A 12445-nucleotide genomic window follows, 5' to 3' on the forward strand; every position below is an offset into this window, starting at 1 on the left:
CATCGGCCCGTCAGAAGACCGACAGCCCCGTCAGGGTAGTGAAGCGGTCCAGGGCCGCCACCCCGGCCACCGAGTTGCCTCGCTCGTCCAGGCCGGGGCTCCAGACGCACAGCGTGCAGCGGCCGGGGACGACGGCGATGATGCCGCCGCCGACGCCGCTCTTGCCGGGCAGGCCCACGCGGTAGGCGAAGTCACCGGCCGCGTCATAGGTGCCGCAGGTCAGCATCACCGCGTTGACCTGCTTGGCCTGACTGCGGCTGAGCAGCCGGGAGCCGTCGGCGCGCACTCCGTGGCGGGCGAGGAAACCGGTGGCCAGGGCGAGGTCGGCGCAGGAGGCGCGGACGGAGCACTGGCGGAAGTACTGGTCGAGCAGGACCGGCACCGGGTTGTCGATGTTGCCGTAGGAGGCCATGAAGTGGGCGAGGGCGGCGTTGCGGTCGCCGTTGGCGGACTCGGAGTCGGCGACCTCCTTGTCGAAGTCCAGCGACTGGTTACCGCTCTCCGAGCGCAGGAAGGCGAGCAGTTCACCGGCCGCGTCACCGGTACGGGTCTGGAGCCGGTCGGTGACGACGAGGGCGCCGGCGTTGATGAACGGATTGCGCGGGATGCCGTTCTCGTACTCCAGTTGCACCAGCGAGTTGAAGGGGTTGCCGGAGGGCTCGCGGCCCACGTGCTCCCACAGTTCGTCGCCCTCGCGTGCGAGGTCGAGGGCGAGGGTGAAGACCTTGGTGATGGACTGGGTGGAGAAGGGCTCGCGCCAGTCCCCCACCCCGTACACCGTGCCGTCCAGCTCGGCGACGGCCATGCCGAAGCTGCGCGGGTCGCAGGCCGCGAGCGCCGGGATGTAGTCGGCGGCGCGGCCCCGGCCCGGGGTGCGCCCGATCTCCTCGGCGATGCGCTCCAGGACCGGCATGAAGGTCTGGGACGACGGGGGAACGCTCATGATCACCATTGTGCCTCCGGGCCGGTCCTGGCGCGTCTCGTGGTTCAGACCTGCGGGGCGCCGCTGCCCGCGAGGCTTTCCGGGCGCAGCAGGTCGGCGAGGGTCTCGGGGGGCAACAGGCCCTTCTCCAGTACGAGTTCGGCCACCCCGCGGCCGGTGGCGAGGGCCTCCTTGGCGATGTCGGTGGCGGCCGTGTACCCGATGTGCGGGTTGAGCGCCGTGACCAGGCCGATGGAGTTCTCCACGGTCCGGCGCAGCTCCTCGGTGTTGGCGGTGATGCCGTCCACGCAGCGCTCGGCGAGGGTGAGGCAGGCGGCGCGCAGATGGGTGATGGACTCCGACAGGGAGTGCAGGATGACCGGCTCGAAGGCGTTGAGCTGGAGCTGGCCCGCCTCGGCGGCCATGGTGATGGTCACGTCGTTGCCGATCACCTCGAAGGCGACCTGGTTGACGACCTCGGGGATCACCGGGTTGACCTTGCCCGGCATGATCGACGAACCGGCCTGTACGGGCGGCAGGTTGATCTCGCCGAGCCCGGCGCGCGGCCCGGAGGACAGCAGCCGCAGGTCGTTGCAGCTCTTGGAGAGCTTGACCGCGATCCGCTTGAGAACGCCGGACATCTGGACGAAGGCGCCGCAGTCCTGGGTGGCCTCGACCAGGTTGGCGGCGGTGACCAGGGGCAGTCCGGTGAGGGCGGCGAGGTGGCGACGGGCGGCCTCGGCGTAACCGGCGGGGGCGTTGAGTCCGGTACCGATGGCCGTGGCGCCCAGGTTGATCTCGTGGATCAGCTCGACGGCCTCGTCCAGTCGGGACCGGTCCTCGTCCATCATGACCGCGTACGCGGAGAACTCCTGCCCCAGCGTCATGGGGACCGCGTCCTGCAACTGGGTACGGCCCATCTTGACCACGTCACGGAACTCGACGGCCTTGCGGGCGAAGGAGTCCTGGAGCACGGCCATCGCCTTGAGCAGGCCGCGTACCGCGAAGACGGTCGCGATCTTGACTGCCGTCGGGTAGACGTCGTTGGTCGACTGACCGAGGTTGACGTCCTCGTTGGGGTGCAGATAGCCGTACTCGCCCTTGGCGTGCCCCAGCAGCTCCAACGCCCGGTTGGCGATCACCTCGTTGGCGTTCATGTTGGTCGAGGTGCCCGCACCGCCCTGGATCACGTCCACGACGAACTGGTCGTGCAGCTTGCCGTCCCGGATCTCCCGGCAGGCGGCGACAATCGCGTCGGCCTTGCGCGCCTCCAGCAGCCCCAGCTCCTGATTGGCGAGCGCGGCGGCCTCCTTCACCGCGGCGAGGGCGTCGATCAGGTGCGGGTAGGCCGAGATCGGCGTCCCGGTGACGGGAAAGTTCTCGGTGGCCCGCAGGGTGTGCACACCCCAGTAGGCGTCGGCGGGAACATCACGGTCGCCGAGCAGATCGTGCTCGCGACGGGTGACGAGGTTCATGAGGGAAGGGCTCGCTTTCTGAGAAGGGAGAGGGAAGTGCCCTCAGGGGCGCGGGGCGTGGTTGATCTGCGGCTACCGCCGCGGGGCGCGACCAGCCACAACGCACCGATCGCCGCACGACAACAGCTCCCGGCACCCCATTAGGCGCACGAGGTAACAGCAACAGGCTCCAGCGACCGAACAGGCCGCACACGCCCCACAGCCCGGCCACCGCCCAGCAACGCCTCGCCCTGGAACTCGGCGAGCAGCGACGGCTCAACCCCCGCCCACCCAAGCGCCGCCGCAGCGACAGGAATCCGCGCCCGATTGGCCCCATCAGAGATCTTCACGGCAACAGCACGCCCATCAGGCAGCGCGGCGACCTGCACGCCCTCGAAGCCGTCCTTGGCCAGGAGACCGGGCACGGCCCGCATCAGCGCGGCGACGTCCCGACCGGCCCCGGAGGCCATCTCGGCATGCTCCCGCATGGCGTCGGCGACCCGCGCCTCGGGCGTCCCCGGCACCGCGGTGACGATCCGCGCGGTAGCCCGGGCCAGCCCGTGCAGCGAGACGGAGAACAGCGGGGCGCCGCACCCGTCCACGGTGACCCGCGCGATGCGCTGCCCCGTGAGGTCCTCCACGATCTCGGCGATCGCCTGCTGGAGCGGATGCCCGGGGTCGAGATACCCGTCCAGGGGCCAGCCGTTGATCCGGCAGGTGTACAGCATCGCCGCGTGCTTGCCGGAGCAGTTCTGGGCGAGCTGCGAGGGGAGCCGCCCCTCGCGGATCCAGGTTTCGCGGACGACCGGGTCGTAGGGCAGGTCCGCGACGTTGCCGAGGGCACTCTCGGGCACGCCCGCAAGCTCCAGGATGCGCCGGGCGCCGGCGAGGTGGCGTTCCTCGCCGGAGTGGCTGGCCGCGGCGAGGGAGAGGAGTTCACCGTCCAGCGGCAGCCCGGCACGGACCATGGCGGCGGCCTGGACGGGCTTGAGGGCGGAGCGCGGGTAGAACGCGGCCTCGATGTCGCCGAGTTGGAACCGCACCTCGCCGTCGGTACCGAGGACCACGACCGAGCCGTAGTGGACCCCTTCCACGACCCCGCCGCGTATGAGGTGGGCGACGGGGGCGTGGAGGGGTTCGCGGACAAGGGGTGCGTCCGCGAGGGAACTGCTGTCCATCACTGCCTGATTCCTGGGTGGTGGGTGGTGACCGGTGCGCGGGTTACGCGTCGGCCTCGGTGCGGGGGGTGCGTTCGGCGCGGCGGCGGATCGCGTACCAGCCGGCGACGAGCGCGCCGACGATCAGGGGCAGGCACAGCACGGTGGTGCGGCCGGCGCTTCCGTCGGCGTACATGAGGACCAGGACGGAGGCGAGGAAGGCCAGCGTCACGAGTTCGGTCCAGGGGGAGCCCGGCAGGCGGTAGCCGGGGCGGGTGAGTTCGCCCTTCTGGGTCTTCTGCCAGAAGAGCAGGTGACAGATCATGATCATGCCCCAGGTGGCGAGGATGCCGAGCGCCGCGAAGTTGAGGACGATCTCGAACGCGTCGGCGGGGACGACGAAGTTGAGTCCGACGCCGAGGACGCAGATACCGCTGGTGAGCAGGATGCCGCCGTAGGGGACCTGGCTGCGGCTCATCACCCCGGTGAACTTGGGGGCGGAGCCGGACATCGCCATGGAGCGCAGGATGCGGCCGGTGGAGTACAGGCCGGAGTTGAGCGAGGACATGGCCGCGGTGAGGACGACCAGGTTCATCACGCCGCCCGCCGCGGGGATGCCGATGTTGGAGAGCACGGTGACGAAGGGGCTCTCCCCCGCCTTGTAGGAGGACCAGGGCAGCAGCATCGAGAGCAGGACGACGGAGCCGACGTAGAACAGGCCCACGCGCCACATGATCGAGTTGATCGCCTTGGGCATGATCTTCTCGGGGTTCTCGGTCTCACCGGCCGCGACGCCGACCAGTTCGACGGAGGCGTAGGCGAAGACGACGCCCTGGATGATCAGCAGCATCGGCAGCAGGCCGTTGGGGAAGACGCCGCCGTGGTCGGTGATGAGGGAGGGGCCGGGGGTGGTGCCGTCGACCTCGTGCTGGGTGACCAGCAGGAAGATGCCGATGCACATGAAGATCACCAGTGCGCTGACCTTGATGATGGCGAACCAGAACTCCAGTTCGCCGAAGATGCGCACCGAGATCAGGTTCACGGTGAGCACGACGGCCAGGGCTATGAGGGCGAGCACCCACTGCGGGATGTCGGAGAACATGCCCCAGTAATGGGTGTAGGTGGCGACCGCGGTGATGTCGGCGATACCGGTGGTGGCCCAGTTCAGGAAGTACATCCAGCCCGCGGTGTAGGCGCCCTTCTCCCCCATGAACTCACGGGCGTAGGAGACGAAGGCGCCGGAGGAGGGGCGGTACAGGACGAGTTCGCCGAGGGCGCGGACGACCAGGAAGGCGAAGACGCCGCAGACCGCGTAGGCGATGAACAGGGAGGGGCCGGCGTCGGCCAGGCGGCCGCCGGCGCCGAGGAAGAGGCCGGTGCCGATGGCGCCACCGATGGCGATCATGTTGACGTGCCGGGACTTCAGGGACTTGCTGTACCCGGCGTCTCCGGCGTCGACATGGCCGGAACGTTCCTGCACGCCGCCGTGCGGGGTCTGCGCCTCATTGCGCAGGGACTGCTCGCTCAACGCTCGCGTCCGCCTTCCGTGGTGGTGCTCGTGTGCCCGGGGCGCACGATGTCGGTGAGGGTGGTCTCGACGCGGTCGAGGTGATGGGCCATCGCCTCGGCGGCGTCGACTTCGGAACCGTCGACGAGCGCCTCGACGATCGCCCGGTGCTCGCGGTTGGACTGCTCGCGGCGGCCGCCCAGTTCGTTGAGGAAGGCCGACTGACGCGCCAGTGCGTCACGGATCTCCTCGATGACCCGGCGGAAGACCGGGTTCTGGGCGGCCTCGGCGACGGCGAGATGGAAGAGGGTGTCCATCGCGACCCACGCGGTGGTGTCCGTCTCGCGTTCCATACGGTCCAGCAGATGCGCCAGGTGGTCGAGGTTCTCCGGGGTGCGGCGCAGGGCCGCGTACCCGGCGACCGGGATCTCGACGTGCCGGCGGACCTCCAGCAGGTCGCTGGCCGCGTAGTCGCCGAAGGTCGGGTCCTCCACGGTGCTGGCGACCACGAAGGTGCCCTTGCCGGTCTTGGAGACGGTCAGGCCCATGGTCTGCAGGGCCCTGAGGGCCTCGCGCAGCACGGGGCGGCTGACCTCCAGGGTGCGGCACAGCTCCGCCTCGGAGGGGAGCTTGTCCCCCACGGCGTACTCGCCGCGCTCGATGGCGGTGCGCAGGTGGGCGAGGACCGCCTCCATGGCGCTGACGCGGCGGGGCGGCTGTCCGGCTGTCCGGCTGTCTGACAGGTTCACGGGAGTGATACTCGGGGCGGCGCGAGGGTGCTGTCAAGGCGGCTGAAAGGAAACTTTCAGCGGGGTGCCCGCGCTGAATGCCCGGTACTGATCAGCAGTTCAGCAGCCGGTGCCGGAAGCCCGTCATCCCCACACCGTCCCGGCGAGCCACACCCCCGCGAAGGCGGCGGCCAGACCGACGGTCACGCTGCCGACGACATTGGCGAGGGCGTACCGCCCGGCGCCGGTCTCGGCCAGCCGGAGGGTCTCGTAGGAGAAGGTCGAGTACGTGGTCAGCGCCCCGCACAGGCCCGCGCCGAGCAGCAGTTGGAGGTCCGTGCCCGCGGCGCCGGTGACCAGGCCGAGGATCAGACAGCCGACGGCGTTGACCGCGAACGTGCCCCAGGGGAACACCGAGTCGTGGCGGGCCTGCACCGCTCGGTCGGTGAGGTAGCGCAGAGGTGCGCCGACCATGGCGCCCGCGACGACCAGCAGCCAGTTCACGCCGGGGTCTCCCCCGCGGTGCGGCTGGTGTACCGGATGACCTCGCAGGGGTCGAGGGTGACCAGCCCCTCGGTGACCAGTTCGTCGAGCCGGGGCAGGAAGGCCCGGATCCGCTCCTCGGTGTCGACGATCACGATCGCCACGGGGAGGTCCTCACTCAGCGAGAGCAGCCGCGAGGTGTGGATCAGCGAGGAGGCGCCGAACCCCTCGATCCCGCGGAAGACACTGGCCCCGGCCAGCCCCGCCGCGTGCGCCCGGTGCACGATCTCGCTGTAGAGCGGCCGGTGGTGCCAGGTGTCGTTCTCGCCCACGAGGACGGTCAGGCGCAGCGCGGCGCCGGTCAGACGGGTCATGGCTGTCTCCCCCGCACGAGGCGTCGGGTCGTGGTCGCGCCGAGCCACACCGCGGTGAGGGCGGCGAGGAGGGTCGCGAGCAGGTAGGCGAAGGCGGTTCCCGGGTGGCCGCCGGCGAGCAGGCGGCGGGTGTCCACGGCGTAGGTCGAGAAGGTGGTGAAGCCGCCGAGCACGCCGGTGCCGAAGAAGGGGCGGAGGAGGCGGTGGGCGGCCCACACGTCGGTGATCAGCACCATGAAGACGCCGATCACGGCGCAGCCGACGGCGTTGGTCCAGAACGTCGCCCAGGGGAATCCGCCGGGTTCAAGGGGCCACCACAGGGTGAGCGCGTAGCGGGCCGTGGCGCCGAGGGCACCGCCCAGCGCGACCGCGGCGACGACGGGGCCCTGGCCGCGCAGTAGCCTGTGGGGGGCTGTCATGACGTACGTCTCCTACTCGCCGGGGCCCGGTCCGCGGGCGCGCGCCGATGCAAGTAGGGACCGTTGGCGGCTGCCGTGCCGCGGTTCGGGTACGGCGGGCCCCACCGCCGCGCCGCGAGGGTCATCGCGGCCGGGATCCAGGGTAACTCCGGGATTTCGGCGGGGTCACTTCGGGGCGGGCGGCTCGCACAGGGCGATGCCGCGCTCGTGGACGCTGCCCAGGACGAGGTGGCCGGCCGCCTCGCAGACGCTGGTGATCATGCGGAAGCCGGGGCTGCGGCCGGTGAGGTGGTGGACGGTGGCGCCGGTGTCGTCCACGGCGAGGACGCCGATCGCGGCGGTGGGGCGGAAGGGGGCGCGCACGGCGATCCGGGCGGCGGTACGACGGACGCCGGGCGCGGCGCGGTGCAGCAGGTCCAGGGGTGGGATGCGGGGTCCCGCGAGGGCGACCCAGAGGGGGCCGTCGGGGGCGCCGCGCCAGATGTTGTCGGGCATGCCGGGGAGGTGTTCGACGAAGGGTTCGCCGCGGCCCGCCTTGGGGCCGGTGAGCCAGTAGCGGGTGAGGCGGCAGGCGCCGGTCTCGGCGACCACCAGGAAGGATTCGTCGGCGCTCGCGGCGAGGCCGTTGGCGAACTGGAGGCCCTCCAGGACGACTTCGGGGGTCTCGGAGCCGGGGGCGAGGCGCAGCAGGCGGCCGGTGCCGGTGTGTTCGGCGATCTCGCCGATCCACTGGTCGAGGGGGTAGCGGCGGCTGGAGACGGTGAAGTACACGCTGCCGTCGGAGAGGGCGACGACATTGCTGGCGAACCGCAGGGGCTCCCCCGCCGCCGAGTCGGCGAGGATGCGGACGGTGCCGTCGGTGAGGTCGACGCGGAGCAGTCCGCGGTCGGCGTCGCAGACCAACAGGGTGTCGTCGCCGAGGAGTTCGAGGCCGAGCGGACGTCCGCCGGTCTCGGCGAGCACGGTGACGCGGACGTGGTCGGGGTCGGCGAGGTGGTCAAGCCGCAGGATGCGGCCGTCCGCGACGCCGGTGAGGACCCGGCCGCGGGCGTCGGCGACGACATCCTCGGGGCCGTGGCCGCCGATCGCGACGCAGCGGTGCGGGACGAGCGTGCCGGAACGGTTCATACGGTCTCTACCAGCCCTTCTCGAACATGCGGGCCACCTCGGCGATGCGGACCTCGTCACGACGGTAGTAGACGCGGCGGCGGACGCGGCGGGTGCGCAGCAGCCCTATCCGTGCGAGGAGGTGCAGGTGGGTCTCGGCGACCCCGCGGGGCACCCCGAGTTTCGCGGCGACGGCGTCGCAGGTGACGCCGTCCTCGACGTGGTCGCCGTGACGCTGGGAGGGGAAGTGCGCGGCCGGATCCTTCAGCCACTCCAGGATGTCCAGACGCCTCTCGTTCACAGGTGTCCTCAACATCACGGTCCCCTCCGTCCGGTCCCCTCGAAGCGCGTGCGTCCACTGTCCCGCAGGAGATGCCGACATGTCCGGCACTCTCCGCGTCTTGGCCGGTACCGAACTGTCGTACGAGAAAGGGCAGTTCGGCAGTTCGGTACCGGCCGGGTCACCGGACCCGGTGGTGGGTCAGCGGTGGCGGAACCACGCCGCCGCGGGGAGGACCTTGTCGTCGTAGCCGAACAGGGCCTGGTTCTCCCAGCCGTTGCCGGAGGAGGGGTCGGTCGGGTCCCAGCCGGTACCGGTGACCGCGGTCCAGGTCGACTCCCAGTAGAAGACGCCCAGTCCACGGCCGCCCGGGACGGCCTCGACGATGCTCGCGATGTCGTTCATCCAGCGGGTCTGGCCGGTCGTGGTGGCCGGGTAGCCGGGGACGAGTTCGCTTGCGAGGTCGATGATGTTCTCGTGCGCGTCCTCGCTGTCGAGCCGGAAGGGATAGGCCGTCTCGGCGACGAAGACCGGCTTGCCGTAGCGGCTCGCGGCGTCGTCCAGGGTGGTCTGGAAGTCGTAGAGGGTGCCGTGCCAGTAGCCGTAGTACGACAGGCCGATGACGTCGAACCTCACGCCGTTCGAGACGGCGCTGTCGAACCACCAGCGGGTACCGGAGAGGTCACCGCCCTTGGCGAGGTGCAGGGCGACCTGGGTGGAGGAGCTGACCGCCTTGACCGCGTCGTAGCCGGAGTTGAGCAGTCCGGCGAGCTGGGACCAGTTGCTCGTGGAGCCCTCGTTCCACAGCATGCCGCCGTTGATCTCGTTGCCGACCTGGACCATGTCGGCGGTGGTGCCCTGCGCCTTGAGGGCGTTGAGCACGTCGTACGTGTGGTTGTAGACGTCGGTCCTGAGCTGGCCGTAGGAGTGCCCGGCCCAGGCGGCCGGCTTGCTCTGGGCGCCGGGGTCGGCCCAGATGTCGGAGTAGTGGAAGTCCACCAGCAGCTTCATACCCTGGGCCTTGATCCGCTTGGCCAGGGCCAGGACCTCGTCCTTGCCGTTGTAGCCGTCGGCCGCGTTCACCCAGACCTTGACGCGGGCGTAGTTCTGCCCGGCGGACTTCAGGATGGCCAGCGCGTCGCCGGTGCCGCCCGAGCTGTTCCTGTACTTCCCGCCCAGCGCCTCGCTCTTGGCCAGGGAGGAGACGTCGGATCCCTTGATCGACGTGCTGGACGTGCCGGAGGCGAAGGTCAGGTCGTCGACGTTGATCCAGTTGCCGGCGTTCGCGTCGCTGTTGACGCTGATCGTGCACTGGTTGTTGGTCACCTGGACCGGCACGACGATGCGTATCCACCCGCTGGAGGAGACGGGTATGTCGGTGCGCTGCTCGGTGCCGCCGCAGTTCTTCAGGGCTATGTAGGCGGAGTTCTGGCCGCCGCCGGAGCGGACCCAGGCGGTGAGCTTGTAGTTTCCGTTGGTCAGTCCGGAGAGGTACTGGTAGGTCTCCACCTTGTAGGCGGAGGACGACCAGTGGCTGAGCCGGTAGCCGCCGCTGTGTCCGCCGGCCTCGGAGAACGAGGCGGCCGTGGAGCCGTACTCGGACCAGCCGGCCGGGGTGGCGGCGCCCGCGCCGTCGGACTCGAAGCCGCCGTTGGTGAGGGTCGAGGCGGCCTGCGCGGTCTGTGCGGGCAGGGCGGTGAGGGCCAGCCCGGCCGCGAGCGGCAGCAGCAGGGCCTTCGTCGTGCGTCTGGGATGGAACATCGTCGTCCGTCGTCCCTTCGACGTAACGGGGATGGGACCTCCGGCGCCTGTCGGGGTGGCTCCGGGGGGTACCCCGCCGCCCGCGGCTGTCCTGGGTCGCGGGCGGCGGGGAGTCGTGGTCAGCCGTCGAGCCGGACGACCCGGACGGCTCCCGCGGGCACTTCGAGGCGGCCCGCGGCGCGTTCGCCCGTGAGCAGTTCGGTGCCGTGCGCCTCCAGCGGCACCTTGGCGTCCGACGGGCTGTGGTTGATCGCGAAGAGGTAGGTGCCGGACTCGCCCGCGCGGCGGACGACTTCGACGTCGTGCGGCAGGTCGGCGCGCGGCGCGATCCTGGCGTCCTCGGCGGCCCACCCCAGGAGGGCGTCCAGGCCCTGCGCGTCGAGGCGGGTGGAGACGTACCAGGCGGTGCCCTCGCCGAGCCGGTGCCGGGTGACGGCGGAGCGGCCCGCGGTCAGGCCGTCGGCGTACGTCCAGACCGTCTCGGCCGCGCCGGGCACCACGAACTCGGTCCACACGTCGCCGGTCAGCTCGGAGCCGTCGGGGCCGGTGATGCGGACCGTCTCGCCCTTCAGCAGCGGTGAGAACTCCTCCACGGTCAGGCCGAGGACGTCGCGCAGCGCGCCGGGGTAGGCGCCCTCGTGCACGGCGTCGTGCTCGTCGACGATGCCGGAGAAGTACGACACGACGAGCGTGCCGCCGTTCTCGACGTACTCCCTGAGGTTGTTCCCGGCGGCCTCGGTCATCAGGTAGAGGGCGGGGACGACCACCAGGGGGTAGCCGGACAGGTCGGCCTCGGGGTGGGCGAAGTCGACCGTGAGGTGGCGGTCGTAGAGGGCCTCGTAGAAGGCGTCGGCGCGCTCGCGCGGGTCGTGGTCCTCGCTGGGCCGCCAGTCGAGGTTCTGCGCCCACCAGGAGTGCCAGTCCCACAGCACGGCGACGTCCGCCTGGGTGCGGGTACCGCGGATCGTGCTCAACGAGTCCAGGGACGCGCCGAGTTCGATGACCTCGCGCCAGACCCGGGTGCCGGTGCCGCCGTGCGGGACCATCGCCGAGTGGAACTTCTCGGCGCCGCGCCGGGACTGGCGCCACTGGAAGAACATGGCGCCCTCGGAGCCGCGCGCCACATGGGCCAGGGAGTTGCGGGCCATCTGACCGGGGGCCTTGGCGGGGTTGCGGGCCTGCCAGTTGACGCCCGAGGTGGAGTGCTCCAGCAGGATCCAGGGCGCTCCCCCGGCCACCGAGCGGGTGAGGTCGGCGGCCATGGCGAGGTTGACATGGGTGCGGCGGCCGTCGGTGATCAGGTAGTGGTCGTTGGTGACGATGTCGACCTCGCGGCCCCAGGCCCAGTAGTCCACCGAGTCGCACTGGCTGAGCGCGGTCATGAAGTTGGTGGTCACTGGCACGTCCGGGGTGAGCCGGTGCAGGATGTCCCGCTCCGCGACGAAGTTCTCGCGCATGGTGGCGTCGGCGAACCGCTTGTAGTCCAGCGCCTGGGCCGGATTGCCGACCGTGGGTGTGGTGCGCGGCGGGTTGATCTGCCCGAGGTCGGTGTAGCGCTGGCCCCAGAAGGCGGTGCCCCAGGCCTCGTTGACGGCGTCGACGGTGCCGTAGGTGGCGGCCAGCCAGCGGCGGAAGTGGGCGGCGCAGGAGTCGCAGTAGCAGGCGGAGACGGGGACGCCGTACTCGTTGTGCACGTGCCACATGGCCAGGGCCGGGTGGTCGGCGTACCGCTCGGCAAGCCTGGTGGTGATGTTGGCGGCGGCGGCGCGGTAGTCGGCGTTGCTGTGGCAGATGGCGCCGCGGGAGCCGAACTCCAGACGCACCCCGTCGGCGGTGACCGGCAGGGCCTCGGGGTGCTCCCGGTAGAACCAGACCGGCGGGACGACGGTGGGGGTGCCGAGGTCGACGCGGATGCCGTTGTCGTGCAGCAGGTCGAGTACGCGGTCCAGCCAGCCGAAGTCGTAGCTGCCGCGGGCGGGCTCCAGCAGGGCCCAGGAGAAGATCCCGACGCTGACCATCGTGACTCCGGCCTCGCGCATCAGCCGGACGTCCTCCTGCCAGACGCTTTCCGGCCACTGCTCGGGGTTGTAGTCCCCACCGAAGGCGAGCCTGGTGAGGCCCTTGGGGGTGGTCTCCGGCATGGAATCTCTCCCGGGTAATCGATCATTTGGGAACGTACACACACAACGATCGCGGTGTGAGCCCAACATAACCGCACAGCAACAACCATTGACAAGTGTCCGGGATGTTTCT

12 protein-coding genes are annotated in these 12445 nt (G+C 70.7%); all 12 read right to left on the minus strand.

All coding sequences use genetic code 11. The features are described from left to right. Positions 1–10 precede the first annotated feature (10 nt). Complete coding sequence (locus GA0115233_RS08185; RefSeq protein ID WP_093719440.1) at positions 11–952, minus strand: glutaminase; 942 nt, start codon at positions 950–952, stop codon at positions 11–13. Between the two features lie 35 nt (positions 953–987). Next, the gene (aspA, locus tag GA0115233_RS08190; RefSeq protein WP_093719441.1) at positions 988–2397 is read right to left on the minus strand and encodes an aspartate ammonia-lyase; all 1410 of its coding nucleotides are present in this window, start codon (positions 2395–2397) and stop codon (positions 988–990) included. Between the two features lie 140 nt (positions 2398–2537). Then, positions 2538–3554 carry an asparaginase gene (locus tag GA0115233_RS08195; protein WP_093719500.1) on the minus strand — a complete coding sequence of 339 codons (1017 nt, stop codon included), beginning with the start codon at positions 3552–3554 and terminating at the stop codon, positions 2538–2540. Between the two features lie 43 nt (positions 3555–3597). Continuing rightward, positions 3598–5061 (minus strand): amino acid permease, encoded by a 1464-nt coding sequence (locus GA0115233_RS08200; RefSeq protein ID WP_255310087.1) that lies wholly within the window; start codon positions 5059–5061, stop codon positions 3598–3600. Next, complete coding sequence (locus GA0115233_RS08205; RefSeq protein WP_093719442.1) at positions 5058–5735, minus strand: FadR/GntR family transcriptional regulator; 678 nt, start codon at positions 5733–5735, stop codon at positions 5058–5060. The genes GA0115233_RS08200 and GA0115233_RS08205 overlap by 4 nt, the downstream gene beginning before the upstream one ends. Positions 5736–5912: 177 nt before the next feature. After that, the gene (gene crcB / locus GA0115233_RS08210; protein WP_093719443.1) at positions 5913–6272 is read right to left on the minus strand and encodes a fluoride efflux transporter CrcB; all 360 of its coding nucleotides are present in this window, start codon (positions 6270–6272) and stop codon (positions 5913–5915) included. Then, complete coding sequence (locus GA0115233_RS08215) at positions 6269–6625, minus strand: DUF190 domain-containing protein (RefSeq protein ID WP_093719444.1); 357 nt, start codon at positions 6623–6625, stop codon at positions 6269–6271. Before GA0115233_RS08215 ends, crcB (GA0115233_RS08210) begins: the two co-directional genes overlap by 4 nt. After that, positions 6622–7044: a fluoride efflux transporter CrcB gene (crcB, locus tag GA0115233_RS08220; RefSeq protein WP_093719445.1), complete on the minus strand. Its 423-nt coding sequence runs from the start codon at positions 7042–7044 to the stop codon at positions 6622–6624. Before crcB (GA0115233_RS08220) ends, GA0115233_RS08215 begins: the two co-directional genes overlap by 4 nt. Positions 7045–7209: 165 nt before the next feature. Further along, positions 7210–8172, minus strand: coding sequence for an SMP-30/gluconolactonase/LRE family protein (locus GA0115233_RS08225; RefSeq protein ID WP_093719446.1), 963 nt, complete (start codon positions 8170–8172; stop codon positions 7210–7212). 7 nt (positions 8173–8179) lie between these two features. After that, positions 8180–8467: a helix-turn-helix domain-containing protein gene (locus tag GA0115233_RS08230; RefSeq protein ID WP_093719447.1), complete on the minus strand. Its 288-nt coding sequence runs from the start codon at positions 8465–8467 to the stop codon at positions 8180–8182. A gap of 165 nt (positions 8468–8632) precedes the next feature. Beyond that, on the minus strand, positions 8633–10192 hold the full coding sequence (locus GA0115233_RS08235) for a glycoside hydrolase family 53 protein (protein WP_093719448.1): 1560 nt from the start codon (positions 10190–10192) through the stop codon (positions 8633–8635). 119 nt (positions 10193–10311) lie between these two features. Next, on the minus strand, positions 10312–12333 hold the full coding sequence (locus GA0115233_RS08240; RefSeq protein ID WP_093719449.1) for a beta-galactosidase: 2022 nt from the start codon (positions 12331–12333) through the stop codon (positions 10312–10314). Positions 12334–12445: the final 112 nt, after the last annotated feature.

Source organism: Streptomyces sp. DI166 (assembly GCF_900091315.1).
GTDB lineage: Bacteria > Actinomycetota > Actinomycetes > Streptomycetales > Streptomycetaceae > Streptomyces > Streptomyces fuscus.